The organism is Acidaminobacter sp. QWL-03, assembly GCF_058683855.1.
Genome location: NZ_CM178752.1, coordinates 2,976,215 through 3,002,899 on the forward strand (window position 1 = coordinate 2,976,215; position 26,685 = coordinate 3,002,899).

The following is a 26,685-nucleotide window of genomic DNA, read 5'->3' on the forward strand; positions in this document are numbered from 1 at the left end:
TAAGCTATTTCTTTAATGACAGAGTCCTGAGCTGATACGTGATGCTGCCGTCCTTCAGGTTGACAGCAACTGCCTTGGCCCCTGTTTTCAGGTCAAAGGTACTGGAAGGTGTCAATGACTGAACGTCGACGACGCTGGCGTAGCGTGTCAGTCGCAGGTCAGGATCCTTGGAAGTGCCGCCGCTGAAAATCGTCGTGCGGATTCCCTTGTTGTAGAGCTGCTCGAGCTTTTCGTAAAAGAGATTTTCTTCAAGCTTATCTGAGAACTCGAGGGTGGAGTTGGTGACGATCATAAGTGACTTTTCACCGCTGCCGGCGATCATGGCGTTAGTGCGTGCCAGGAAGGACTGCCACTGCTTGGCGTTCGACTTGATGATCGACTTGTTCTTGACATTCAGAGTGACTACGGCGACTTGATCTGAAATAAATTCACTGTAGCCGGAAGCGACGACTTCAGTGCCCATGAGGTTGCCAAGCATAGCATCGACATTACCTGCAAAATAGGTCTTTGAGGATTTGTTAAGCTGTGTAGCAGCGTTGACGTAGTTGAGATAGGTGGTATCCGTCTTAGATCCGGGAGTGCCGTTCAGACGAGTACCGGCTTCAAATCCACCATAGACCAAAAGCGTGGTGCCGCCGTTTGTATTGACCTTTTGAGATTCAAGTTTAGGCAGTTTATTCACATCATCCGGAAGGTTGACCTCCAGAGCGTTCTTCTTGATTGAAACCAGTTGGTCGATGACGATGACGCCGCGGTCTTTTCTGGCCGGATTATCTTCAGCCACGTAAATGCGCTCCACTTTGACGGGCGCTTTCATGTCGTTGGGATAAACCGCTTCTACAAATTTCCATCCTTCCCAGTTGATGCTTGGTGCCAATTCAAGGTTGACCACCTTGCCGTCTGCGTCCACTAACTTAACTTTCAGCATGTGCTCATAGCCGTAGTTGCCGAAGACCCACAAGCCCAGCTTGTCAGGGACGTCAGGAAGGGTGACGCCTGTTTCGCCCAGCATGACATAAGCAGCTCTTGTCGCTTCTGTCTTCGAGAAGTCGAAGATCAGACGCCCGCCCGTGGAACCGTTCGGGCTGAACTTAAGCGGTACAAAGCTCCCTGTCACCTCTTGAGGATACCCCAGGAAAGTTGCCGATGGCTGCTCAAAGTCAAATAGAACGGTATGTGACTCGCCGACGGCTATTGGCAAATGTTTTTTAATGCCATTGTATTCAACTGTGATCACGCCCTTGCCGGGATTGACTCCCGCTGTGAAAGTACCGTCAGGATTTAATGCGATCAATTGATCCGGAATGGTCCATGTCGCGAAATCCGTAGGCAGCTCAGCCTGATGCCCGGTCGCATCGAGGGCGAACAACTTGAAGTTTCCAGTTTCGCCAAGCTTCAATTGGAGCGAAGATGGCTTGATGATCAGATCCACCGCGTCTTTATAGACCTCGATGGTCTTTGAAGCGGTCAAGCCGCCATAACTTGCAGTGATGACACCTTTGCCTGCAGAGGAAGGTACAAAGCCTTCTTCGGTAAAGCTGCCTCCAACGCCTGTCACTGACCAGCTGATCAGAGCCGGATCGATCTCAACCGGGCTGCGGTTGGCATCAATGCCTTTCAGAGACAGCTCAAGCGGTGCATTGACAAAGATTCCGGACTGAGCGGCTTCCAACAGAATCAGATCCAATGTGCCGCCTTCCGCAGTGCTGATCACGCCAATGCCGTTGTGCACCCTTCGCTCCGGGCCGTCAGAGGGGGTATTGACCACGTCGAGGTCAGTGGAGCCAACCGGCCGGACGACCATGGTAGTTGAACCGCCTCCGTCGAGGTTTATAGCATCATAGGCGCCAAGCTCAATTAGAAGCTGAGAGAGCTCAGGCTGATTCAAGCCTCTGAAATTATTGGTTCGGCCGTCAACCGTCAGCAGGATCAATTGTTGTTTGTCCTTTGTGATCCCGGCTGCCGTTCTTGGATGTTGACCGGCTATATTCAACGTGTAGGTGCTGACAGGCTTTCCGTCCTTTACCATGACGGAGCCGCCGCCTATGGTGAAGTCAATATTTTTCAGCGAGTCGCTGTAATCGATCTCCACGGTGTCGCCGACGCGGAAGTTGTCCCGCAGCTCCTTGATTTTAGTGCCTACAGCCGCGACAACAAAGGTGTTGTCAGTGAGCGGATAGGGGTTGCCATTTTCCTGGAAGCCTCTGACAACGCCATTTTCGACATACATTTCAAGAATCGCGACATTGGCTGTTTTACCGAAGGATTTTGCTGCCCATTTTGAATCGAAGACAATGGCGCGGTCGTAATTCAGATAAGGTTTGTTGATGTAATTCAATGACATTGTGTAACTGCCATTGGATAAGGTCATTTCATAGTTTGCCCAATGATCAATGAATGGAACACCGTAGTTAGTAATATTGAGTGAGGCAAATCTAGTGTCTCCATTTGGGGTCGTAATCAAAGCACCTTCGTCCACAATAGGGCCAAGGGTCGAGCTTGTCGCCGGATCAAAAAAGTCAGCGTTGACAGAGCCGATGAGATTGTCATAGGATTTTGAAATGTTTGATAAACTGGCCTTAGCTGACAAAAGGCTTGGATAGATGGGTTTGACCTTGAGATTTGGGTTTTTCAGATCAACTTTCAGGACGTTGACGTTGACCCAGCCTCCGTCCGTCAGGCGAAGCAGTTTTTCGTACTGCACACCATTTGTAATGGTTTCGGTTGTTTTATTCTGATAATAAAGCTGATAGTCAGCAAAAGCCGACGAGGTGATAAGTGACAGAGCAAGGGCGGCTGTAGCAAATTTTCGCCCAATGCGGATAAATTGTGGTTGCATAAAATCACCTTCCCAACCCAATTATACTAAATTTCCCGGAGTGGCCTATTACAGTGACCTTACGAAATGGTTACAAAGATAGGGGTTGAAAAAATAGGTTGCTATCCTATATCTCCTGTGCTATAATTTCAATGGTCAAAAACAAATAATTGAATCCTTATTGAGAGTGGTGGAGGGAATAGGCCCAATGAAACCCGGCAACCGGTACGAACGGTGAGAGGCCGCATTTTATATGCAGACCTTGAGTTTGTTCAGTAAAAAGGTGCTAAATCCTACAGTCGCTTTTTGGACGACTGAGAGATGAGGTGTGCTTAAGTAATCTGAAGTGCCTCTTCTTTTCTGAAGGGGCTTTTTTTATTTGCGCGGCACGGTTCTGGATTAGTTGTCGGAGCCGGGACCATCGGCAGGGTCTTTAAAGGGTCCTGCATGAGACACTAACACAAATTGATGAAATTCAGGAGGCATGAAAAAGTGAAAAAAAGACTCTTTACTTCTGAGAGTGTTACAGAGGGACATCCGGATAAGATCTGCGACCAGATTTCTGACGGCATTCTTGACGCCATTCTCGCCAATGACCCAAAAGCACGCGTCGCATGTGAAACTGCGGTAACAACAGGTCTCGTGCTCGTTATGGGCGAAATAACGACGAGCTGTTATGTTGACATTCCGAAGACAGTTCGGGACATAATCAAGGACATTGGTTATACACGCGCGAAATACGGTTTTGACGCGGATACTTGCGCGGTGATCACTTCTATTGACGAGCAGTCCGCGGACATAGCCATGGGCGTGGATGACGCGTTGGAACATCGCAGCGGCCAAATGACGGATGAGATCGAAGCGATTGGCGCAGGGGACCAGGGCCTGATGTTCGGTTACGCCTGCAACGAAACGCCAGAGCTGATGCCGCTGCCTATCTCGCTGGCGCATAAACTGGCGCGGCGTTTGACAGAGGTCCGTAAAAAAGGTGTTCTCGACTATCTCCGCCCGGATGGAAAAACCCAGGTGACAGTAGAGTATCATGGGGATACGCCGGTTCGAATTGATACGATTGTCATTTCGACGCAGCACAGCCCGGAGGTTACCAGAGAACAGATCGAGAAAGACCTGAAGCAGTATGTCATTGGTCATATAGTGCCTGAAGCGCTTTTGGATGAAGAAACCAAATACTACATCAATCCAACCGGACGCTTCGTCGTTGGGGGACCTCAGGGTGACTCCGGTCTGACTGGAAGAAAGATCATTGTCGACACCTATGGCGGCTATTCACGTCATGGCGGCGGCGCGTTCTCCGGCAAGGATCCTACAAAGGTGGACCGCTCCGCGACCTATGCTGCACGCTATGTTGCCAAGAACATTGTAGCGGCAGGCCTTGCGGACAAGTGTGAAATTGAGCTCGCTTATGCTATAGGCGTCGCAAGACCGGTCTCTGTACTGGTTGAGACCTTTGGAACCGGTAAAGTGTCTGAGGAGAGGATTCTTGAACTGGTCAACAAGCACTTTGACTTGCGTCCGGCGGCCATCATTCGGGACCTCGAGCTGAGACGTCCTATTTTCCGACAAGTTGCAGCCTATGGACACTTTGGCCGCACGGATCTCGATGTCCCTTGGGAGCGTACGGATAAAGCAGCCATTCTTAAAGAAGAGGCTTTCAAATAATTAAAGGTCACAGGGTCCTGAATCTCTTATGATTTAGGACTCTTTTTTTGAAAAATATCTAAATTATGCTATAATGCATTTTAGTAACTACATTAATTTTGGAGCGTGATTGATTTGGAACCAAGTGACTTATGGCAAAGTATTTTACTGATTTCGCTTTTAATGATGTCAGCATTTTTCTCAGCCTCAGAAACAGCGCTGATGTCACTCAGCAAAATCAGACTCAGACACATGGTGGAAGAAAATGTTAAGGGCGCTGAACGGGTATCCCGCCTTTTAAAATCTCCAAGCCGTCTGTTGGGTGCCATACTGGTCGGCAATAATATTGTTAATATAGCGGCCTCTGCGCTTGCAACATCTATAGCCATTGCAATGTTTGGTCCTGTTCAAGGCGTTGGTATTTCGACGGTTGCCATGACATTACTCGTACTGATCTTCGGTGAGATTACACCTAAATCTTATGCCTCTGAACATTCGGAGAAACTTGCGCTTAAAGTAGCCGCGCCAATCTCATTGATCATGGTGTTAATGACACCTGTGCTTTCAGCCGTCATGTTCATTACCGGACTTCTAATCCGTTTGTTGGGCGGAAGTCCTAACAAAGATCAGCCATTCATCACTGAGGAAGAGCTGAAGACTATGGTGACGGTCAGCCACGAGGAAGGTGTCCTCGAAGGCGATGAAAAGAAGATGATTTACAACGTATTTGAATTTGGAGACTCACAGGTTGGAGATGTCATGACACCTAGAACGGATATGGTCATGATTGAGAAAAATATGGAATTTCAGGAAATTGTGGATATTTTCAAGAGCGAAAGGTTTTCGAGAATTCCTGTATATGACGAGACGCCGGATAATATCATTGGTCTTTTAAATGTCAAGGATCTGATTTTTTATGAGCCGCTCCATAACACTTTCAATATTGAGGACTTTATAAGGGAACCTTATTTTACTTACGAATTCAAAATGACCAGCGAGCTTTTTTCGGAGATGAGATCGAAACGCGCTGCTATAGCTATAGTTTTGGATGAATACGGCGGGACTGCGGGCATGGTCACCCTTGAGGATCTTGTTGAAGAAATCGTGGGCGATATTCAAGACGAATATGATGACCACGAGGTTTCAATAGAAGTGATCCAGGAAGACGAGTATGTTGTGGACGGATCAACTAAGATTGATGTGGTCAATGAAATGCTGGGGCTTCGTATTGAAACCGAGGATTTTGACTCCATAGGCGGGTTTATCATTGGTGAATTCGGAAGATTGCCAGAAGTTGGTGAGCGAATTGAACACGGCAATGTTGAGTTTGTCGTTGAGAGTATCGAGAAAAACAGGATAGAGAAGCTCAGGATTTTGACCTGATTAATCAAATAATGCAATTGACATGAAATCGAAAGAGCGCAGCCTTATGTGATATGGCTGCGCTCTTTGACTGTTTAACTACCTACTTGCGTTGGTTTATATATCAACAGGTCTTCTTGGTTCATGATAATGACCTGACATGCTGGTGCGATAATGCCCATTTCAGCTTGAAAGTTTAATGGATCGCCGCCATGCTCAATAAATGTGCCATAATGGCATGGAATGGCGATTTTCGTTTTAAGATCACTTGCGAGACGTGCGCCCTCAGCAGCGTTTAAATTTCCGAAATTCCCGTTAATGGACAGAAATGAAAGATCTGGAGTGCTTTCAGCAAGCCAGGTTAATTTTTCGGGCCTGTAAGCTGTATCTCCTGAAAAATAAAGCACGGTTCCGTTGATCCTCATTAGTATTCCAACCGCGTCTGGCGATAATGTGCCATGATCTGCGAAGACTGCTTTAATTTTTGTGTTTTTAAAATCAATTTCTTTATCTAGACGTAAGGGTACTATACGGGCAGGCTCTAATCCGATTTCTAAAAGCTTCAAGCAGCAGGATTCGGGTCCCAGGAAGATGGCATTGCTTTGGTTGGCGACTATTGGAATGGCGTCATAGTCAAAATGATCAAAGTGCAAATGTGTCGTAATATATAAATCGGGCTTCAATTCTTCGGCGCTGACGGACTTTGGGGATTGTCTGACAAATCCTCTGATCCGTTCTCCGCAGTCAGAAAGATAAGGATCTATTGAGATAATCATGCCGTCGCTTGACTTAATTAAAAACCCTGCCTGTCCTAACCATAGTATTGCAATTTCATGATTATTCAGCTTACAATTCACTATTTTCTCATAGGACTCGCTCATGCTGATCACTCCAGTAATTTATAGATACTTCATGCTGTCTCAGAAGGAATCAGCAATACTTTTATTCTGAGATCTTTCTTTGATCTCATCATTTGTATTGCATCATTTGCCTGTTCTAATGGAAAACGGTGCGTAATCAAGGGCTGAACGTCGATTTTTCCAGCTGACAGCAATTCGATTGTAGGCTTGAAAGAGTTGCAGCTTGCCAATACGCCTATGACTTCCGCGTCTTTCGAGACAATGCTGTTTATTTCTGCCATAAATTCAGCGCTGGTATAGATGCTCAACAAGACGATTTTCCCACCGGGCTTCAAAAGTCTCAAGGATTGATTGAAAGCTTTTGTGCTGCCTGAGGTTTCGATCACGACATCAACGCCTTTAAATTGAGTTTTTTCTTGAATGACCTCAACAATGTCACCGTTTCGATAATTCAATGCAATGCTTGCCCCCATATCAATTCCCAATTTCAGTTTCTCCTCCCAACTGCCAATTAGAAAAACTTTGCTTGTGCCGGACAAAACGGCGGTCTGCACTGAGAGCAGTCCAATGGGGCCGTCTCCAATGACCAGGACGGTTTCTCCCAAACCAATTCCAGCTTTCATGACGCCGTAGGCCGCCGTTGCTGCGGGTTCAATCAGAGCGGCTTCTTCGTAACTAAGGTCATTAGGCAATGGGTAAACGTGCCTGTAAGGCAGTTTAAGATACTCTGCGAATGCGCCGTTGTAATTTCTATACGAGCCGACGACTCTTCTGTTGGGGCAAAGGTTAAATCGTCCGGTCATACACATACTGCAGTTCCCGCAGCCGATGCTGACGTCTCCTGTTACGCGGTCTCCAACCTTGAATCCTGTGACCTTGCTTCCAATTTCAACAATTTGACCTGACCATTCATGGCCAGGGATCAGCGGGTAAGTAGTCAGTCCATTTCTTATGTAAGGCATATCTCCGCTGAAAAGCTCTAAATCTGTCCCGCAGATGCCAACTGCCATAATTTTGATGAGCACTTCATCGTCTTCAATGACTGGTTTTGGTACATCCACATATTCCATAGTCTCTGGACCTGTGAATCTAATTGCCTTCATATTGATTCCTCCATTCGTCTAATAATTTTCAGGGATACCTTAGGGTGATAAATCTGTAAATATTGGATTTTCTGGAAAAATATCTGAATCCACCTCATAAAAAATGGTGCCCAGAAAGCTGAGCACCAAAAAAACCATATCTTCAAGTCTTCCCACGCGAGAAACTTCAAAGAATTTGATCTGATCGACAGGCTCTTATCTTTCCAAAAATGGGAGGCTCGTGGATTTCTCCAATAAGCCCAGGTTGCTGGCCATAGTACAAAGGGTCACCTTAGGTCATGCAACTCGAAAAAAGCTGAGGTATTCAATTCTCAAATTGACCGAGCGTTTGGAGTCTTGAAAAATGGAGAGGCAGGATTGGGGATGAGGCTTTGCAGCACTCCTTAATTGGCAATATTTTATACTGCAAAATGCATGCCAGTGATTAGGCAGCTTCGCTACTTTTTGATTGCAGTTGTGAACTTCTTTATCGAACACATGAAAAGGTTTTTATTCCCTGAGTGGATCACTTAGAAATCAGAAGTCGCATAAAAAAGACACCCCATGTTGGAAACGCTTGTCTGAGTGCTTCAAGCGCTTCCAACATGGGGTGTCTTTTTTCGAAAAATACGGGTGGAGTTATCAAACATATGTTGAGAAAAGGTATGTAAAATTTTACATTCTAAAGTAGTAATTTGTCGGTTAAATCATTCGGCTTGTAAAAACGATGCACCAACGCATCGGGCGTGTGGCGAAAATACATCAGACTACTTTAGGCGTGGAATACATCACTTAAAATCGAATCGCTGGTATTTCTGGAAGTCACTGCATGTCAGATTTAGCGTCTTGTAAATCAGTCAATTTTATAGTCGTCAGCGGCTTTGAACATTGCTTTGAGATTCTCTATTGGTACCTGATTGATGGAACCTCCGGCTGCCAGTACACAGCGATTATTGCCGCCGAAGGATTTAAGCGTTTCAATACATTTGTCATAGGTTTCCTCTGCTGTCCATTTTTGAAGATCTAATGGACTCAGTCCGCCCAACAGTGTAACTTCTCCTCTGGTCAGCTCGAGTGCATCCTGTGGTGCGATATCCGGAAGGTACTGCCAGGCAACCATGCCCGAATCAGCGATGGCTGTCGCAACGTGGCGCGCAGTTGAGTCATTGTGAAGCCATCTTTGTGTATTGGGAAACTCTTTAAATATTTGTTCGTATCTTGGTAAAATAATTTCCCTGAAGGATTGTTCATTCAGAAATGCAGAAAGGTCATCAGCGACTAGAACATGGTGAAGTTTTCCAAGAATCTTTTCCTGTGCTTTTAAGAATCTGATTTGTGTCTCAACAACGACATCAAGTATTTTGTTAACTAATTCAGGCTCTGAAATCGTATCCGCGCAAAAGTCGCTGATTCCTCTTAACATTGCACCAACAGTAAATGGTCCCATGAGCGGATGGGGATTCACTCGATAGCCTTCCGGACAGTGATCCACCATGTATTGAAGTGTTGTCAGCGCTTTGGCCATGTAATTGTCGCCATATGGATCTGCGGGTTCCAACCAATCCAAGTCACTTGCATCAAATGCCTCTGCAATTTTAGGGTTAGGATGCGCAGAAATAAAGCCCTTTTTATCAAAGAGAACTTTGCTTCCCAAACCGCTGGCTTCTGCGACAGAGCCCATGTCTGGCACCAGGTTTCCAATTCCGTCCAACAACTCCAAGGCCTCGTATTGGCACTTTAGTGTCACTTCCGGTTTGTGAAAATAGTCATCAAGATTAACGCCTGTCACGGATTGAAAGAATGGAAAAGTATAAAAATGAAAAACTGCATGACCGTCTGATTTCTTGCCCGCAATGCTTTCTTCAAGTCGTCTCAAATTTCGTTCTCTTAAAGTTGACACCGTACGACCACCTTTGCACAGAGTTATAGTTTGAATATTACAAATATTCTAACACGCATTTTTTATCAAATCTATAATCAAAAAATGCCTAGATGCATAAATATTGCTCTTTTTAATTTTTTGAATTCATATTTTAACTTGCGTGAATACGAAATCATGAAGTGTTTAGGACAACAAAAATTAAATTTCAATCAGATTTTACTTTTCTATTCATGTATCTTGCTATATAATGACGTCAAGACAATGAGGAAATCGGAGGTCTTATGGAGAAAAATATTTCAACCAAAGTATTTTCGTTTAATTCCTCTTCTTTTGCTAAAGAAAACCTTTATTATGTCGAACTGGCTGGAGAGTATTTCGGGATCAGCGATTATGAAGTCGAGCGTGACTACTTTGATAGTTTGCTGATGATGTTTATTGAAAAAGGTGAATTGAGCATTGAAGTAGGGGATAAGTCCGTTGTTGTTGGAAAAGATGAATTCATTTTAATGGACTGCAGAAGTCCTCATAGATATTATTCGAAAGAACCCATTAGTTTTAAATGGCTGCATATTCGGGGCAATTCAGTATTTTCCTATAGTGAACTACTGGCAAGGAAATTTGGAGAGCCAGTGGTAATCAAAACACCTACTCTGATAGAACAGGACTTCAAGTTGTTAATGGGTTTGATCAGAGGTGAAAACGCTTTGGAACACTCGATTTCTGCTTCTATTCATAAGTTGCTTGCCATATTGTCAGAGAGCGGTTCATACCAGACAAAATCTATAGATCTGGCAATCACTTCAGCGGAAGCCTATATAAGGCAGAACTTCAATAAACAGATTTCCGTATCTGAGGTTGCTGCGAGTGTCGGTTTAAGCGTCTATTATTTTACGCGCCAGTTTCAAAAGCATTTTGGAGTTTCACCCTATGAATATCTGACAACTCAACGAATGGTCAATGCCAAACGTTTGCTGCTAAATTCTGAGATGAATATAAAATGGATCTCCGCGGCGTGTGGCTATAACAATCCCTCGATATTTATTGCAGCTTTTAAAGTAAGAGTCGGCATGACGCCTACGCAATTCAGAGAAAATATCATTGGGCGGATGGGGTCATAGAACTAATCGGTCATGTGTATTAAAGGCAAACAAAGTTCATCTCAAAAAAAACACCTCATTGACGGGGAGGTCTATAAATGAGGTGACAACAAAAAGTGTTGTAAAATTGAAATTGCCAAAGGGAAGGGATTTGTTTCAATTAAATTAATGGCATTTGGACGGTTGCTTTGACAACGATTACATAAAGAGTGAGCAGCTAAATTTCTGCAAGTTGCGGTGCAGCGTCTTCTTATTAAACGGAGCGGGACTTGCCGAGAGCTGTAGTTTGTATTTGAGATGAATGAAGCTCAGTGATGAGTTCGGGGATTATTTCAAAAATATCTCCTACCACTGCAATATCGGCCATCTGCATCATATGAGTATTTGGATTTTTGTCAATTGCAATAATTAAGTCGCATGACTGCATGCCGACAAGATGCTGTATTTGTCCTGATATACCGCATGCGATATAGACGCTGGTTTGGACAGTCTGACCGGTCTGGCCAACTTGGTGAGAATATGGAATCCAGCCTGCATCAACGGCTGCGCGACTGGCGCCAACTGCTCCGCCTAAATACTCATTCAATTGCTTTAAGAGCTCAAAACCTTCAGCGCCTTTCATGCCTCTTCCGCCTGCAATAATAATATTTGCATCTGCCAAGTTCACTGAATACTCAACGTCCTGTACAACTTCGATAACTTGTTTGATCTTGTGCAGATCCGACGCTTGAAGCTCCTCATGGATGACCATGCCTGTTCTGCTAGAGTCGGGATCAGGGGCAGTCATGACACGAGGCCGAACGCTTGCCATTTGTGGCCGATGGTTGGAACTGCGAATAGTTGCCAGGATATTGCCTCCAAAAGCTGGGCGCGTCTGTAGCAAATCGCCATTTTCTGGATCGATGCTCAATTCTGTGCAATCTGCCGTTAAACCACAATCGGTCATAACTGAAACCCGAGGGATCAGTGCTCGACCTCTGGCGGTAGCAGCGCATAAAACAATTTCGGGTTTGTATTTGTGGATTAGTCGCGTCAGAAGGCTGGCCTCCAATTCGTCGACAAAGTTTATCAAGAGCGGATCTTCCGTTACAATCACCTTGTCCGCGCCATAAGCGAACAAAGCTGTGGACTCAGAAGACACTTCTTTACCCATGACAATAACCCACACTTCAGATTTGCGCTGATCCGCCAAGCTTCTGGCGGTTCCAATTAACTCATGAGTAACAGGTTGAACTTTTCCTGCCAACAAGTCGGCTACTACCCAGATATTAGTGAAGTTGGATTTTTCTATTTCATTAATCCTCATTCTGAGATCCTCCAATCACAATAAATTGCGAAGGCGTAATTCCTTAATAAGTGACTGTGCACACGTTTGAGGGGTACCTTCAATTAATTTTGTTTCAGTGTCTCGAGGTGCCGGGGGTTGTGTTTTGACAACTCGTGTAGGCGAGCCGTTTAAACCCAGGTGCTCGATGTCAGCACCCAAATCTGCAGGTCTCCAAATTGGAATTTCATAGCGATCAGACGCAATTCTGCCTTTTAGTGTCGGAACGCGCGGCACGTTGATGCCTTTGACAACTGATACAACCGCAGGGGTTTCAAGAAGACAGATATCATAGCCCATTTCGTTCATCCGTTTGACCTTCAGCTGATGAGCATTCAAGACATTAATTTCCATGACATAGGTTGCTTGAATCCAGTCCAGATGAGCGGCAATGCCGGGACCGACCTGGGCAGTATCACCGTCAATGGCTTGTTTTCCGCAAAGAACCAAATCAACTTCGCCTATTTTTTTGATGGCTTTCGCGAGTGCATAACTGGTAGCCCAGGTATCTGATCCGCTAAAAGCTTTATCATTTAGCAGGACTGCGTGATCCGCGCCCATTGAAATAGCTTCTCGAAGAACGCGAACCGCTTTGTCAGGCCCCATTGAAAGGACGGTGACTTCTCCGCCGTGCTTATTTCTCAAACGAATGGCTTCTTCAATAGCATAATGATCGAATGGATTTAGTATGGCTTTGATATCTTCGCGTAAAATTCGTTTAGTTTCTGGATCAATTTTGGCTTCGTTGGTCGCTGGTACCTGTTTAACGCAAACCACAATTTTCATTGGTTTTCCTCCCCGTACATCAGATCCATGTTTCGTTGAGCAGATCGAACTGAGTTTTAAAGCTTAGAAGGGAAAGATAGACACCACAGTTCGGATAAATTTTATGAAGCGTTTTTAAAGTCTCAACCGGATCAAATTCCGTTGTTTCTGGGATTTCATACCCGACAGCTTCTGAGAGAAGATGTAGTTTCTTGCTCATCCAAGCTTCAATGATAACCGGAACTGATGGATAGAGTTTCAACATTTGACCGACGATTTCATTCTTCTCAATGACAGGTTGAGTCACTATAAAGGATGCCCCCGCCTTCATTTTCCTGTCCAACTTATGAAATTCATGTTCTGGGGGTTCGTAAGGATTGAAGGCAACGCCCAGAATAAAATCATTTGGATATTCATGATGAATATAGTGCAGAAGTTCCACAGAAGTGACTGTAACAGCATTTGATAAATTCAGATCGGTTGACTGGAGTTTTGGCAGTCTGTCCGAACCATCACCACTGATGATCAACAGATACTTGATGCCTATTTTTTTACATGTGTCCAATATGGTTCTTAAGTCTTCCAATGTGTGAAATGTATTCAAATGGATCATTATTTGTTCCGAATGGACGGGCAGATTAAGTTCTTCAATGACTTCGGTGCCTTGAAAGGCCAAATTACCCATAGCGTTGTCCGTCAGGCAGATGCATGAACCTATTTCCAACGCTTTGTTGTATTTGTCCGCGAATAGAGCAAGATCTGCAGATAGTTTTTCGGTATCCTGTTTAGGCGGAAGAATTTCAACGTGATAGATTTTATTTTCAATATGATGCAGCATTTCGAATATCAGTCCTTTCGACCTAAAAAGTAAAGATCACTTGGGATAACTTGGTCGGGAAGTGTAAACGATTTTTTCATAGTCCTTGTGAAAGGCGGCTAGAACTCGAGTTCACCCTGGCGGAATTTATCAAGATAATTTAGACAATACTCATCTCTGCCGAGAAGTGCTTCAGTTGCGTAAAGATATGCCATGAGTTTTTTGTCCAGAGGGTCCAAAATAGCGCCATCCATACCGGCTGCCATAGCAGCAACCAAAAAGGTTTGATTCATTATTTTCCTAGCTGGAATACCAAAGGAAACATTGCTTAAACCACAGGCAATATGTACTTCAGGATAGGCGTTCTTCACATTTCGGATGGTTTCAATAGCAAGCATCCCATAATGAGAACCGGTTCCAATTGGTCTGACAAGTGGATCAATGTAGATATCATTCAGTGGAATGCCTTCCTTGGTCAAATTTTTAATCAAAGTTTCTGCAACCTCGAATCGTTCATGTACAGTTTCCGGCATACCTCGATCGTCCATGCACAATGCCACAACACCTGTTTTATATTCAGCTACGAGCGGCAATATGGTATTAAATCTGTCCTTTTCACCAGTGATTGAATTTATAATAGGTTTTGAATTTCGATTTGCTTTCAGACCTGATAAAATACCGTTCGCACTTGGAGAATCAATTGAAAATGGGGTGTCACAGACTTCCTGTATTGTATGAATCAGCCATTCCAGAACCTCGGATTCATTGCTGTGGAACATGCCGGCGTTAACATCAATATAGGCGGCACCTGCATCTCTTTGGCGTATGGCAAGATCCTGAATTGATGAATGGTCCCGAGCTTCCATGGCGGGGCGTATGGCTTTCAAAGTACTATTAATTTTTTCACCGATAATAATCATGTCAGATCCCCCTTGTTTTTCTAAAAGCAGTCTGTTATGTTATGGCAATGACTAAAAGTGATGACATTCTGAATGGCTGTAAACGGTATAACAGGTTAAGCCTATTTTACAGATGCACCGGCAATTCATCTTTTAAAAAGCAATAAATAATGTTAAAAATTTTCGGAATACATCAATAATTCAAAATAATGATAAACGGAACTCGCTTTAAATAGTTCGCCAGGAGGAAGACTATGGGAAGTTCGTTAGCTGCACTTAAGTGTAAACAGATCTTGACTGAGAAAACCAGACAATTTTCAATGGCGACAGGTGTTGGGTGTCGTGCGATTTTCTTGGATGAACCAGAGCAGTCAATAAATCCTGCGTGTCATCTGTGTGAGATTTTGTCTGAAATCACTCAGATTAATGTTGAATGCGGAAAGTCGCTGCTTTACAGTGGGCGGCAGTCTGAAAGGTTTGACGGCGAATATGTTTTTTACTGTCCGGTAGGATTGGTCAATTTTGCTTCACCTGTTTATAGTGAAGGAGGACTGTTCGCGGTGGCCGTCGGAGGACCGGTTTTGCTGAACAGCCATGAGGAATTTGTGTTCGAGGAATTAATTGATAAATTTCCAATAAAGAGCAAACAAATCCCATTGATAAATAATGGGATTCAACGAATTCCTCAGATTCCAGCTGAACGTGTCACAGCGCTCAGTCACATGTTGTCCGCCGTCTGCGTTTCAATTAACGGTATGGATCAGGTCCATTACGTAAAAGACGAAACCGCACTTGGCCGAGATATTTCGAAGTACTTGAAATATCTCAACACAATGGGCGGGGGAGAAGAAGCGGAAGCTTATCCTATTGAAAAAGAACGACAACTTCTCAATTTCATCTCATCGGGCAATAAAGTTCAGGCGCAGCATCTTCTGGATGAGATTCTGTTGTACATTGCGTCCTATTCAAATCATGATTTTGAAATCGCTAAAGGCCGAGTGCTTGAATTGGTAGTCTTATTATCCAGGGCGGCTTTGGAAGGCGGCGCCGGACTCGAAAAAATATTCGGTTTAAAATATAAATATCTGAGTCAAATAAATGATTTCAAGACAGTCGCCGAGTTATCTGCCTGGTTATTTCATATTATGCTTCATTTTATTGAACAAGTTTTTGAGCAGAATGATCTTAAGCACCCTCAAGTCATTCTGAAAGCAGTTGATTTTTTACAAAAGAACTTTCAAAAGAAAATCACGCTTGAAGAGGTTGCCGCCTATGTTAACCATAGTCCGTCTTACTTTTCAACTATTTTCAAATCGGAATTAAAGGTGAGTTTCAATGCTTACCTTAATCACCTGAGAATTGAGCAGGCGAAAAAACTGCTTTTGGAGAATGAATTTACTATTGTTGAAATAAGTGAGCTGGTGGGGTATGAAGATCAAAGTTATTTTTCGAGGGTGTTCAAAAAAAATACCGGGACGTCTCCCGGAAAATATCGCTTGAGGCATGGAAAAATAATATAAGCATTTAAAAACTTCAAATATTATTGTGATAAATTAAAAAATAATGCAAAACAGAATGGATGAGATTTGATACAGTGTGAACAAATAGATGAAAATTCAGACAATTTGATTAGTTGACAGCAATCAAGAAAGGGCCTTGATGAAAAGCAGTTCGGTTCAGGCTTGATCATGTCACTGAGACCAGGTGTGCTGAAATTAAAAGACTTAAAGGAGTGAAGGGCATGTTCTTGTTAGAAAATATTTCTGAAATGGTACAAAAGGGAAATGCTAAAAAGGTTCAGGAACTGGTTTCTCAAGCTATAGCTGAGAAATTAACTGCAAGTGAAATTTTGAATGATGGATTATTGGCCGGTATGAACATTATAGGCGTCAAATTTAAAAACAATGATGTCTATGTGCCTGAAGTACTTGTCGCAGCAAGAGCCATGAATGTGGGGATGAAGGTACTTGAACCATTGCTTGCGGAATCGGGTGTAAAGCCAATAGGCAAAGTGGTGGTGGGCACAGTTCAGGGGGACTTGCATGACATTGGAAAGAACCTGGTCATTATGATGATGAAAGGCGCGGGCCTGGAGGTTATCGATATTGGAATAGACGTTTCACCTGAAGTGTTTGGAGACAAAGCCGAAGAGCATGGTGCAGATGTCATTGCGATGTCAGCATTATTGACATCAACTATGGGCAATATGAAAGATGTGCTCAGCGACCTGGAAAATAGAAATTTAAGAAGCAAATACATAGTAATGGTGGGAGGTGCGCCACTTAACAATAATTTTGCCAAAGAGATTGGTGCCGATTGCTATGCGCCAGATGCTTCAACTGCCGCAGAAGCTGCGAGGAAATTGATTCTCGAAAAAATCAGTTAAAAAGTAGATTCTCCAGTAATTTGGCAATGAACATCCATGTGGCTCTTAGGATCGAAGCTGCGTGGATGTTCGCGTTTAATTTTAAGATAACGTTGTTTATCAAATATGAATACGGGATTGGATAAACGAAAAGCCTTTTCAGTCCGCAATCGGAATTAACAAAAGACGTATTTTAGTCATTATGATGCGATAATAAAAAAAGGATCGTGATCATTAAAATGATAAATTATGTAAATGACTTCAATATAGAGCTTGATCGAGAAAAAATTTTTAAATTAATGAAATGTCATGTCGGCAGCGGTGCTTATATTGAAGCCTGCAAAGTATTCAATAAACTACAAAGTGAATTCAGCGGACTAATTGACCCTAAAGGGATTTTTTCATTAACGGAACGTTCAGACCCATTTGGTTCAATAGAACCGGTAAACAGGTCGAAAAAAATAGTTTTGGCTGCAGTTACCTTGGGGGCGTCTTTAGAAGACAGGATCCAGGGTTTATTTGCTGAAGGGGAATACCTGGAAGGCATGATGCTGGATGTCATAGCGGATGAGTATTTATTCAATATGAGCAATTTGATGTATGAAGAGATCGTTCGCGTGTGTCAGCCATTTGGTTTAAAATTAAGCTGCAGAGTGACACCTGGAGACGCTGCCATGCCAATGGCGTTCCAACGAGTGATTTTTGATGCAATTAGAGCAGATTTGAACTTAGCGCTGGACATCACGAATTATTATATGCTTAAGCCTGTAAAATCAATGATGTATTTGTACGGGGCAGACGAAGAATTTTCAAATATCCAAAGAAACCAAAGCTGCGAAAACTGTGAAAATTCAGCTTGTACCTATAGAGAAGAACCAATAATAGTCATTGTGGAAGAGGGCAGCCGCTCGTTTGAAGTGGTGTATAATCCCAAAGAAAGTCTGCTGCATACTTTAGTGAAAAAAGCAGACCTTGTATCACCCTGTGGTGGACATGGAACTTGTGGAAAATGTAAAATATTACTCCTTGAGGGAGAAATAGAAATAACAGAATCTGATTATAAAAAACTTTCAGATGAAGAAATTCTTGCTGGGTACCGGCTAGCTTGCAGTGCGTTTCCAAGTCAGAATTGTAAAATCAGAATTTTGAGTGAGGCGGATCGAAAGAGTTTAATTATCACAGACTTTATTGAAAAAAGAAATGAGCTTCATCCGTGGATAGAAACCATATCCATCGTACTGCCTGAAAACCGGAGATCGGGAACCAGTGCAGTGCAATGGGTAAAGGATGTCACTAGTGAACGCAAGTTTTCTTTGAAGTCATTATGGTCTCTTTCGGAAATTCTTGAAGCCAACAATCCTCCTGAGACACTTTTCTTGTCGATGAGTGAAGAGGAAGTATTCGATATATCAGACCGATTTAAGGATAAATTTGGAATTGTTGTGGATATTGGAACCACGACCGTAGTAGTCGGTCTTGTGAACTTGCAGACTGGTGAATTGTGTGATCGGCACCCTGTATTGAACAGTCAAAAAAAATACGGTGCTGATGTCATTACCCGCATTCAATATGCTTCTCAAAAACTTCCGAATTTATTGGAACTAAATGCTGCTATTTTAAACGACATATTGGACGGAATCGAATATTTGTGTCAAACCTGTAACATTGATCCAAGCAGTATTCATGATATTGTCGTAGCAGGAAATACAACGATGCTGCATCTATTTATGGGAATCCATTGCAAAACTATTGGTGTTTCACCATTTCTGTCTGTCTCCTTATATAAACATGTATTTAATTTTGGGGAGGTTTTTAAGCGGGACCTTATTCAGTCACGGGTCAGCATTATGCCGGGGATAGCCGCTTATGTAGGTTCTGATATAGTGATGGGTGTTTTGAATTGCAACATGGATTTAAAAGACGAAATTGCTCTGCTTATTGATATTGGCACAAATGGTGAAATGGTGATCGGAAACAAGAGCAGATTGATGTGTTTGGCTACAGCTGCGGGGCCTGCATTTGAAGGGGCCAATATATCTTGCGGGACAGGATGTGTGGATGGAGCGATCAACGCCATTTATATAGAAGGGGATACATTCAAGTTCACTACGATAGGAAATAATTCGCCTGTTGGAATTTGTGGATCGGGTGTAATTGACATGGTTTATTCGTCGCTCAGCTATGGTATTATAGACGAGACTGGCCATATAGAAAACGCTGAGTTAAAGGAAGGAATCATGATTTCAGACAGCCCGGAATCGACGAAAATTTCATTCAGTCAAAAGGACTTCAGAGAAGTACAACTTGCGAAATCTGCAATTCGTACTGGTATAGACATTTTAATTTCGAGATTTGGCTGTAGTTATGGAGATATAAAGCGAGTCTATATTGCTGGTGGATTTGGCAGTAAAATGGACATTAAGAGTGCGGTAGGAATAGGTATGATCCCTCAAGCGTTGGAAGGTATAGTCGTTTCTATTGGCAATAGTGCTTTAGGTGGTGCAATAGATTATATACTTGATAAAAACAATGATGATCGTGTCAATCGAATTCTTCATATAACAGAGTATGTGGATATATCAAAAGACAAAAATTTCAATGACTTATTTATTGATAACCTTACCTTTGGCAGCAAATAAAATATAGGACTGACACCAAAAGCCTTCGGAGCATTTATTTGAGTTTAAGATTATAAAAGTCGGCTATCCCCTAGAAGTAAATTGCAAACAGTGCTTAAAAAAGGGGGCATGTGGTGTGGGATTTAAGTATCTTGCGGATTGCAGAAGTATGGTTGATGTGATCAATACATTGCTGGAAGAACATCAGCTCAATGTAAAATTTAGATTTCAGAGATCATTAGAAGATCCAAAGACTCAGACCAGCAACAATTCGAAAAAAAATACAAAAGCGACGTTCAAGAAAAAGGGTGATTTGGACAGGCTGTCTGAGTCGGAGGATTGCGTACTCGTTTCGCATAAGATCGACTCGAAGGAGAAGCTGGATATCTACAATCCAGATGGTTTTCTGATTGGAGCATTATTGATTGAGTCTGATAGTGTGATGCCGTCCGCTAATGAATTTACTCTGACAGATGAAATAATAAGGATTTTGGAATCGTCCTATGATGGATTGTGGATCACGGATGGAAAAGGTAAGGTTTTGTATACCAATTTGGCAAATGAAAGATTGACTGGAATCAAGAGAGAAGATGTTGTGGGTAAAATGACCCATGAATTAATTAATCAAAAGCTTTTTTCGGTTTCTGCGACATTAGCTGTTATGAATGAACATAAAAGAGTTACTATAATGGGCTATAATTATAAGACAAATAAGCAGGTCCTGATCACAGGAAACCCCATCTTTAACAATGATGGTGAGCTAGCCTTTATTGTAAATAACGTACGAGACATTACAGAGTTCGATAACTTACGAAAAGAATTAAATGATAAAGACAAGATTATTGATCAGCAAAAAATTGAAATTGAAAAATTGAAGAACAGTAAAAAATCAATGAATCGTGGTTATATTTTTCGCAGCGGGATTATGAGCGAAATATTTGAATTAACCCAGCGTGTTGGACGATTTGATCTTAATGTTCTGATTTTAGGCGAATCCGGATCGGGAAAAGAAGTCGTTGCGGATAGTATTGTAGATGCAAGTGATCGACGTGACAAACCGTTCATTAAAGTTAACTGTGGTGCGATTCCTGAGTCTTTACTTGAGTCTGAGCTGTTTGGTTATGAAAAGGGCGCTTTTACGGGTGCGCACCAAAAGGGAAAAATAGGGATGTTCGAACTTGCAAATGGCGGTACGATTTTATTGGATGAAGTGGCAGATATCCCTCTCAATTTACAGGTGAAATTGCTCCGGGCAATCCAAGGCAAGGAAATCATGAGGCTTGGCGGATCAAAAACGATAAAATTGGACGTTAGAATCATAGCGGCGACTAATAAAAATCTTGAGGAAATGGCTCGCGAAGGATTATTTCGAGAAGATTTATTTTACAGGCTGAATGTTGTTGGAATCACCGTACCCCCGTTACGTGAACGCAGAGAAGATATCCCTGTGCTGATTCATCACTTTTTAAAAAAATTCGCTGATAAGCATAAGGTTGAGAAATCTATTGAAACTGATTTAACGGATTTCTTGTGCAATTATTCATGGCCTGGAAATGTACGCGAGCTTGAAAATCTTATTGAGAATCTTGTTGTTTTAACACGTGAGCCGGTGATTAGAAAAATGCATCTGCCGGAGAGAATGCTTAGAAATACCAGCGAAGGATATCCGATTATTGATCTGCACGGCATCATGCCATTAAAAGAGGCCGTGGGGATCCTGGAGGATAAGCTGATTGAAATGGCAATGCATGAATACGGAACAACGCGAAAGGCAGCACAGGCACTTGGCGTTGATCAGTCCACCATTGTAAGGAAGCTGAATAAGCAGACCTAAGTTCAAGTCCGTTAAAGTGAGGAGACGAAAGCTTAGCAGTGCTTAGTCGGGGGTGAATTTTCAAATGATTTGAAACTTAAAATGTCCTCGCTGTCAGATTGATGGAAGGACATTTTTTTAAATAAAAATCGTCCTAAGTGCATTCCCCTCCGACCTTGTCAATCGATGAATCAATGAATTAATAAGTCGATAGGAAATAAAAATTCGCAAAGCGTGGTGTGGTTTATGACAATAACAATTAGGAATGCTTCCTATATCAACTTAAAATCAAATCAAGTTTTATCGACAACAAATAATGGTGCTACAATCCTCGGACTATTGACTGAATATAAGGTTGAAGAAAGTGTGATTAGAACAGTAACATTTTTGGTAAATGGGATCCCTGCCAAATATCATGACATATTGAAGGATGGAGATGAAGTTGTCGTGATCCCGGTAATTGTGGGCGGATGATGTGTTGATGCAGAACCGCATTTTTTCGATGCGCCATTACATCAATTTTTCTTATGGTTTCTTATTGATATGATAATTTTATATTTGATTCATTTAACCTTTCTGTTTTTATTTTTAGAATAACCAGAATATTGAAATATTACGCCCGGAGAGGTCGAATTGGTCTTTTTCGATTTAAATTTGCAAGATTTAATTAAGAAAATTGCATTTATTTAAACAAACTCTGCAAATATTCTCAAAATTGACTGGATTGGCACAAACCTTGCTTTTATATTCATTGAATAGATAAGGGGGTTAAACATGGTGCAGATGAACTCCAGGGACCGCGTAAAAAGAGCTTTAAATCATCTGGAGTCAGACCGTGTGCCAATCGATATCGGGGGCATATCGACGCTGACAACATTCCATCGGGATGCCTATAAAAAGCTGCAGACACATCTTGGTATGGACAATCCTATCAGCTTGACATCCATGCCATCACAGTCTGTTTTTCCTGATGAATCTATGAGACGGCGATTTAAAGCGGACTGTTATCCGCTGACGATTATGGCGCCGTACGGCTCTCAATTAAGTCCAAAGATTGAAAGCGATGGTGCGACGACCTATGTGGATGAATGGGGTGTTAAATGGAGGTCACCCAAAAATGGATTATATTATGATGCCATCGGCCACCCGCTTTTGGATTGCACACTTGACGACATTGAAAAATTCAATTGGCCAGACCCTAGAGACGGCAGCAGGATCGCTGGACTTGGGAAGCTGGCGAAAGAGCTTTACGAAGGTACGGATTATGCTCTGATCATGAATGGCCCACTTTATGGAGGTGTTTACGTTCCGTGTCAGTGGCTCATGGGCTTTGAAGAATTCTTCTTAAAAATGATTTTGGAACCTAGAGTAGTTGAGGCTCTTCTAGATAGAATTGTTGCTTATCACATAGGGCAATGGAATCTGATCTTGGATGAAGCCGGAAAGTATCTCGAAGCAGTCGTCATTTGTGATGACCTGGGCACGCAAAGCAGCCCAATTATGAAGCCTTCCATTTACAGAGAGCTGATCAAGCCAGCGCATAAGAAAATCGTTTCTTTCATCAAGTCCAAAGCGGATATCAAAGTCATCTATCATAGTGATGGTGCGATTTCCGAATTTTTGCCCGATATTGTTGATGTTGGCTTTGATGTTCTAAATCCTTTACAGATTTCTGCTGTAGGCATGAATGACACAGCGCAGCTAAAGAGAGACTTTGGAAAGAAATTATCATTTTGGGGTGCGGGATGTGAAAGTCAAAGCACCTTGACACATGGAACGGTTGCGGAAATTCGAGCGGAAGTTGAGCAGCGCGTGCGGGATTTGGCACCGGGTGGTGGTCTGATTCTTGGTTCAGTGCACAACATTCAAAGAGATGCACCTGTAGAAAATGTTGTCGCATTTTATGATGCACTATACGAATTTGGCACTAAGTTTTACAAATAATAAAAACAATCAGGGAGGAAATTTAATGAAAAAATTAGTTGCTCTACTGCTTTCGCTCGTCCTGGTATTCTCACTCGCTGCCTGCGGCAGCAACAGCGCTCCGGCTGTGGCAGAACCAGCGGCTGCTCCTGAACCTGCAACTGAAAAAGTAACCATCAAGATCGCAACTGTTATCTCCGGTGACAGCAGCCCTACGCTTCAGGCCTTGAACATGTTCAAGGAAAATATAGAAGCAAAGTCACAAGGACATATAGAAGTTCAGCTCTTCCCGGGCGGTCAGCTTGGAACAGCTATTGAGTTGATGGATCAAGCCAGAAACGGCGATATTCAGATGACAACCTCTAATCCTTTGACGGTGAATACAACCATTACCGAACTCGCGACGCTTGACCAATATTTTCTCTTTGATGATTCTGCCCATGCCTACCGTTTCTTTGACAGCGAAGGCGGTCAATATCTGCTTGACACCTATCAACAAATGGGCCTTCAGGGGTTAGGTTATTTCCCTCTTGGATTCCGCCAGATGACTAACAGCAAAAAACCGATCAATACGATGGAAGACTTTAAGGGTCTTAAAATTCGTGGCTATAACCCAGTGCAGATCGCAGTTTGGGAATCTGTAGGGTGTAACCTTAGCAGCGTGGCTTGGGGCGAGCTGTTCAGCGCGCTGCAGCAGAACCTGATCGACGGTCAGGAAGGCGCGATTACAAGCTTTTCTGAAGCAAGATTCTATGAAGTCCAGAAATATGTCACACTCACGAACCATATGTTCTCAACGGATGTCTTAGTCGCAAATCAGGAATTCATGGCCTCCTTGAGCGATGAAGACCGCGCGATGGTCGAAAGCGAATTGGCAACTGTATTCGCATGGCAGCAAGATAAAGTTGTGACTTCAACCCAGGGACTCATTGACTCTATTGCAGCTGACTATGGCGTCGAATTTAATGAGATCCCTGCAGAGACGCTCGCAAAAATGAAGGAAATTATGGCGCCGATCACAGAAGAAAATATTGTTAAGATTTCGGGACGGGAAGTCTTTGATAAGGTCATGGCTTACGTCGAAGAAGTCAGATAAGTTATTACCATACTGTCGGTGAATTCGGGCTCTGTTAAGAGTTGGAGCCCGAATTTATTATACATAGTGTTGCCGGGTAAAGTCGGCATAATGACATCTCGCAGATATTTTCGCTATAGATAATGGGGGTTCGATATGTCATCTTTAAAAAGAATACTTAAATGGCTCGATATCAATTTGGAACCGCTGTTTATCATGGTAATATTTATAGTCATGACTTGTCTGATTACTATCCAGGTTATTAAGCGTTTCATTTACGGTTCGGGTTTTGCCTGGGGAGAAGAGTTTTCGGTATTTATGTTTGTTTGGATTGTTTTCTTGGGAATTTCCTATGCGTTCCGAAATAATCGACAAATCGGTGTCGACTTCCTTCGCGATAGTCTCCCTGAAAAACTTAGAAAAATTTTAGTGGTTGCGGTTGAAATTTCAATGCTGGTTTTGATGTGCGTTTTCCTGTCCGGAGCAATAGCCAATGTGCAAGCGGTAGCAAAATTTGGAGATAAGGTTCAGTCTGTTCCGATCAGCCTCAACGTCTTATACTTTGCAGCGGTCACAGGGTATACCTTATCCCTCGTTCGGCTGATTCAATCAATTATATGGAAGATCAAGCGGTTTAACGCTTCTTATGAATTGTTTTTGAATCGAGGAGGACTGTATTCCGGGGCGAGTGATATATTTTTTATGCCACTCGAATACAAAGAAGCTATGGATTCGAAACTTATCTCAGAGCTGGTCGAAGAAGAAGCTATGGGATTGTATAAAAAGAAAAGGGGAGGTGCATCACTTTGATCGCAACCTTATTTGTCACCTTTCTGACCCTCCTCGTCCTCTCTTTTCCAATTGCGGCAGCGCAATCCATTGCATCGGTACTGCTTATTTTCAGCGATGATCCACTCTCCATAGAGAGCTATACAAAAGCAATTGTTTCCGGATTCAACTCGTTTCCATTGGTTGCCATTCCGCTGTTCACTTTCGCCGGCGACATAATGGGCAAAGGCGGTATTTCAAAACGGTTGATCAATACATCGAAAATATTTTTAGGAAATGTAACGGGTGGACTTGGCATTGTATCCGTCGTCGCCTGCATGATATTCGCAGCGATCTCCGGCACCGGTTCTGCAACAGTGGCTGCTATAGGACTGATAATGGTGCCCGAAATGGTAAAAGCCGGGTATGATCGAGCCTACAGCGCGTCCTTGGTAGCAACGGCAGGGACTATTGGAACAATTATTCCTCCGAGTATTTGTATGGTCGTTTATGCCATAGCAGCCGGAACGTCAGTTACTGCAATGTTTACAGCCGGTTTCCCGGTGGGAATTATTGTTGGAACAGCACTATGCATTTACACTTACATATCCAGCAAAAAGAATGGCTACAAGCCAGTGATCATTCGTTATACTTTTAAGGAGATCATTGGGATCTTTATAGATGCCATTCCTTCTTTTGCTGTTCCACTCATTGTACTTGGCGGAATCTATGGCGGCGTGTTTACACCAACGGAAGCGGCCGCGGCAGGATGCTTCCTGGGCGTTCTGATCAGTGTCTTAATCTATAAGGAAGTCAAGATTTCCGAGATTCCTTATCTTGCTTTTCGTTCGGTTTACATCAGTTCGCCGGTCATGTTTATCATTGGTGTCTCCACCGGATTTGGCAGACTTCTTGCTATTACGCAAATGCCTATCAAAATAGCGGATTTGATCCTGAGCATTACTTCAAGTACAATTTTGCTGATGTTATTGATTAACGTGCTGCTCCTGATCGTTGGAACCTTCATGGAAACCAATGCAGCCATCATTATTTTAACGCCGATTCTTTTGCCGATGGTTACCGCAATTGGCATCAACCCTGTTCACTTTGGCATGGTGATGATTTTAAACCTCGCGATTGGCTTTGTCACTCCTCCGGTAGGTGCGAACTTGTTCATGGCAAGCGAAATCTCGCGGGTTCGGTTTGACATACTGGCAAAAACCATTTGGCCTTGGGTATTTGTAATGGTATGTGTCTTAATGCTGATCACTTATGTACCTGAAATTTCACTCTTCTTACCAAGAATGCTGGGCATCAGAATTTAATACGACGTGATCAGGCAGTGCGTTAAATGAAAAAAGACTGGAAGTGCGACCAGTCTTTTTTTTATACAGCAGGATTTCAATGCATCTGCGATGCACCAGCAAATCAATTAGATGCAAATATGCATCAAATGAGTTGAACTATTTATAAAACAAAGCGGTATGACGGGATTTACTGAACCGGACTTCTAAATATTGGTGCAATATTGGATAAATTTTCAAATGATTGTTCGATA

The 26,685-nt window shown here is 42.8% G+C and carries 20 protein-coding genes and 2 riboswitches; of the genes, 12 read left to right on the forward strand and 8 right to left on the reverse strand.

Annotated features, from left to right (window positions below; translation table 11 throughout):
• Positions 1–4: 4 nt before the first annotated feature.
• Positions 5–2,839 carry a phosphodiester glycosidase family protein gene (locus AC4PHM_RS13875; RefSeq protein ID WP_492018345.1) on the reverse strand — a complete coding sequence of 945 codons (2,835 nt, stop codon included), beginning with the start codon at positions 2,837–2,839 and terminating at the stop codon, positions 5–7.
• Positions 2,840–2,993: 154 nt separating this feature from the next.
• Positions 2,994–3,146, forward strand: a riboswitch (SAM riboswitch).
• Between the two features lie 164 nt (positions 3,147–3,310).
• Between AC4PHM_RS13875 and metK the strand changes: the two genes are divergently transcribed.
• Positions 3,311–4,498 (forward strand): methionine adenosyltransferase, encoded by a 1,188-nt coding sequence (metK, locus tag AC4PHM_RS13880; RefSeq protein ID WP_492018346.1) that lies wholly within the window; start codon positions 3,311–3,313, stop codon positions 4,496–4,498.
• Between the two features lie 105 nt (positions 4,499–4,603).
• Positions 4,604–5,860 (forward strand): HlyC/CorC family transporter, encoded by a 1,257-nt coding sequence (locus AC4PHM_RS13885; RefSeq protein ID WP_492018347.1) that lies wholly within the window; start codon positions 4,604–4,606, stop codon positions 5,858–5,860.
• Between the two features lie 74 nt (positions 5,861–5,934).
• Here AC4PHM_RS13885 and AC4PHM_RS13890 read toward each other — a convergent pair whose 3' ends face one another.
• From AC4PHM_RS13890 to AC4PHM_RS13900, 3 genes are all read right to left on the reverse strand, one after another.
• The gene (locus AC4PHM_RS13890) at positions 5,935–6,720 is read right to left on the reverse strand and encodes an MBL fold metallo-hydrolase (protein WP_492018348.1); all 786 of its coding nucleotides are present in this window, start codon (positions 6,718–6,720) and stop codon (positions 5,935–5,937) included.
• Positions 6,721–6,749: 29 nt separating this feature from the next.
• The gene (locus AC4PHM_RS13895) at positions 6,750–7,802 is read right to left on the reverse strand and encodes a zinc-dependent alcohol dehydrogenase (protein ID WP_492018349.1); all 1,053 of its coding nucleotides are present in this window, start codon (positions 7,800–7,802) and stop codon (positions 6,750–6,752) included.
• Positions 7,803–7,981: 179 nt separating this feature from the next.
• A riboswitch (molybdenum cofactor riboswitch) is annotated at positions 7,982–8,105 on the reverse strand.
• Between the two features lie 529 nt (positions 8,106–8,634).
• A complete protein-coding gene (locus AC4PHM_RS13900; protein ID WP_492018350.1) occupies positions 8,635–9,681 on the reverse strand; it encodes a uroporphyrinogen decarboxylase family protein in 1,047 nt (348 codons plus the stop codon).
• 263 nt (positions 9,682–9,944) lie between these two features.
• Between AC4PHM_RS13900 and AC4PHM_RS13905 the strand changes: the two genes are divergently transcribed.
• On the forward strand, positions 9,945–10,781 hold the full coding sequence (locus tag AC4PHM_RS13905; RefSeq protein ID WP_492018351.1) for a helix-turn-helix domain-containing protein: 837 nt from the start codon (positions 9,945–9,947) through the stop codon (positions 10,779–10,781).
• Positions 10,782–11,013: 232 nt separating this feature from the next.
• Here the strand turns inward: AC4PHM_RS13905 and AC4PHM_RS13910 are convergent, their stop codons facing one another.
• The 4 genes from AC4PHM_RS13910 to AC4PHM_RS13925 all read right to left on the reverse strand — a co-directional run bounded on the left by AC4PHM_RS13910 (position 11,014) and on the right by AC4PHM_RS13925 (position 14,586).
• Entirely contained in the window at positions 11,014–12,066 is a 1,053-nt protein-coding gene (locus AC4PHM_RS13910; protein ID WP_492018352.1) for an electron transfer flavoprotein subunit alpha/FixB family protein, read from the reverse strand.
• Between the two features lie 15 nt (positions 12,067–12,081).
• On the reverse strand, positions 12,082–12,870 hold the full coding sequence (locus AC4PHM_RS13915; protein ID WP_492018353.1) for an electron transfer flavoprotein subunit beta/FixA family protein: 789 nt from the start codon (positions 12,868–12,870) through the stop codon (positions 12,082–12,084).
• 19 nt (positions 12,871–12,889) lie between these two features.
• Complete coding sequence (locus AC4PHM_RS13920; protein ID WP_492018354.1) at positions 12,890–13,687, reverse strand: methylenetetrahydrofolate reductase; 798 nt, start codon at positions 13,685–13,687, stop codon at positions 12,890–12,892.
• 98 nt (positions 13,688–13,785) lie between these two features.
• Positions 13,786–14,586 carry a dihydropteroate synthase gene (locus AC4PHM_RS13925; RefSeq protein ID WP_492018355.1) on the reverse strand — a complete coding sequence of 267 codons (801 nt, stop codon included), beginning with the start codon at positions 14,584–14,586 and terminating at the stop codon, positions 13,786–13,788.
• A gap of 233 nt (positions 14,587–14,819) precedes the next feature.
• On the opposite strand from AC4PHM_RS13925, the gene AC4PHM_RS13930 reads away from it, so the two are divergent.
• The 9 genes from AC4PHM_RS13930 to AC4PHM_RS13970 all read left to right on the forward strand — a co-directional run bounded on the left by AC4PHM_RS13930 (position 14,820) and on the right by AC4PHM_RS13970 (position 26,452).
• Entirely contained in the window at positions 14,820–16,085 is a 1,266-nt protein-coding gene (locus AC4PHM_RS13930) for a helix-turn-helix domain-containing protein (protein WP_492018356.1), read from the forward strand.
• A 221-nt stretch (positions 16,086–16,306) separates the two neighbouring features.
• Positions 16,307–16,951 (forward strand): corrinoid protein, encoded by a 645-nt coding sequence (locus AC4PHM_RS13935; RefSeq protein ID WP_492018357.1) that lies wholly within the window; start codon positions 16,307–16,309, stop codon positions 16,949–16,951.
• A gap of 218 nt (positions 16,952–17,169) precedes the next feature.
• The gene (locus AC4PHM_RS13940; protein WP_492018358.1) at positions 17,170–19,569 is read left to right on the forward strand and encodes an ASKHA domain-containing protein; all 2,400 of its coding nucleotides are present in this window, start codon (positions 17,170–17,172) and stop codon (positions 19,567–19,569) included.
• A gap of 115 nt (positions 19,570–19,684) precedes the next feature.
• Positions 19,685–21,382, forward strand: coding sequence for a sigma-54 interaction domain-containing protein (locus AC4PHM_RS13945; protein ID WP_291405250.1), 1,698 nt, complete (start codon positions 19,685–19,687; stop codon positions 21,380–21,382).
• 225 nt (positions 21,383–21,607) lie between these two features.
• Positions 21,608–21,835: a MoaD/ThiS family protein gene (locus AC4PHM_RS13950; RefSeq protein WP_291405252.1), complete on the forward strand. Its 228-nt coding sequence runs from the start codon at positions 21,608–21,610 to the stop codon at positions 21,833–21,835.
• A 300-nt stretch (positions 21,836–22,135) separates the two neighbouring features.
• Positions 22,136–23,305 carry a uroporphyrinogen decarboxylase family protein gene (locus AC4PHM_RS13955; RefSeq protein ID WP_492018359.1) on the forward strand — a complete coding sequence of 390 codons (1,170 nt, stop codon included), beginning with the start codon at positions 22,136–22,138 and terminating at the stop codon, positions 23,303–23,305.
• Positions 23,306–23,330: 25 nt separating this feature from the next.
• Positions 23,331–24,380 carry a TRAP transporter substrate-binding protein gene (locus tag AC4PHM_RS13960; protein ID WP_492018360.1) on the forward strand — a complete coding sequence of 350 codons (1,050 nt, stop codon included), beginning with the start codon at positions 23,331–23,333 and terminating at the stop codon, positions 24,378–24,380.
• Positions 24,381–24,515: 135 nt separating this feature from the next.
• Positions 24,516–25,169 (forward strand): TRAP transporter small permease, encoded by a 654-nt coding sequence (locus tag AC4PHM_RS13965; RefSeq protein ID WP_291405259.1) that lies wholly within the window; start codon positions 24,516–24,518, stop codon positions 25,167–25,169.
• Positions 25,166–26,452, forward strand: coding sequence for a TRAP transporter large permease (locus tag AC4PHM_RS13970; protein ID WP_291405261.1), 1,287 nt, complete (start codon positions 25,166–25,168; stop codon positions 26,450–26,452). Before AC4PHM_RS13965 ends, AC4PHM_RS13970 begins: the two co-directional genes overlap by 4 nt.
• The last annotated feature ends 233 nt before the right edge of the window (positions 26,453–26,685 follow it).

Bases quoted from the DNA above. Each gene is read 5' to 3' on its own strand.
- AC4PHM_RS13920 (WP_492018354.1), bottom strand. From the start codon at position 13,687: ATGCTGCATCATATTGAAAATAAAATCTATCACGTTGAAATTCTTCCG.
- AC4PHM_RS13910 (WP_492018352.1), bottom strand. From the start codon at position 12,066: ATGAGGATTAATGAAATAGAAAAATCCAACTTCACTAATATCTGGGTA.
- AC4PHM_RS13915 (WP_492018353.1), bottom strand. From the start codon at position 12,870: ATGAAAATTGTGGTTTGCGTTAAACAGGTACCAGCGACCAACGAAGCC.
- AC4PHM_RS13930 (WP_492018356.1), top strand. From the start codon at position 14,820: ATGGGAAGTTCGTTAGCTGCACTTAAGTGTAAACAGATCTTGACTGAG.
- AC4PHM_RS13925 (WP_492018355.1), bottom strand. From the start codon at position 14,586: ATGATTATTATCGGTGAAAAAATTAATAGTACTTTGAAAGCCATACGC.
- AC4PHM_RS13935 (WP_492018357.1), top strand. From the start codon at position 16,307: ATGTTCTTGTTAGAAAATATTTCTGAAATGGTACAAAAGGGAAATGCT.
- AC4PHM_RS13875 (WP_492018345.1), bottom strand. From the start codon at position 2,839: ATGCAACCACAATTTATCCGCATTGGGCGAAAATTTGCTACAGCCGCC.
- AC4PHM_RS13895 (WP_492018349.1), bottom strand. From the start codon at position 7,802: ATGAAGGCAATTAGATTCACAGGTCCAGAGACTATGGAATATGTGGAT.
- AC4PHM_RS13890 (WP_492018348.1), bottom strand. From the start codon at position 6,720: ATGAGCGAGTCCTATGAGAAAATAGTGAATTGTAAGCTGAATAATCAT.
- AC4PHM_RS13940 (WP_492018358.1), top strand. From the start codon at position 17,170: ATGATAAATTATGTAAATGACTTCAATATAGAGCTTGATCGAGAAAAA.
- AC4PHM_RS13955 (WP_492018359.1), top strand. From the start codon at position 22,136: ATGGTGCAGATGAACTCCAGGGACCGCGTAAAAAGAGCTTTAAATCAT.
- AC4PHM_RS13965 (WP_291405259.1), top strand. From the start codon at position 24,516: ATGTCATCTTTAAAAAGAATACTTAAATGGCTCGATATCAATTTGGAA.
- AC4PHM_RS13960 (WP_492018360.1), top strand. From the start codon at position 23,331: ATGAAAAAATTAGTTGCTCTACTGCTTTCGCTCGTCCTGGTATTCTCA.
- AC4PHM_RS13950 (WP_291405252.1), top strand. From the start codon at position 21,608: ATGACAATAACAATTAGGAATGCTTCCTATATCAACTTAAAATCAAAT.
- AC4PHM_RS13905 (WP_492018351.1), top strand. From the start codon at position 9,945: ATGGAGAAAAATATTTCAACCAAAGTATTTTCGTTTAATTCCTCTTCT.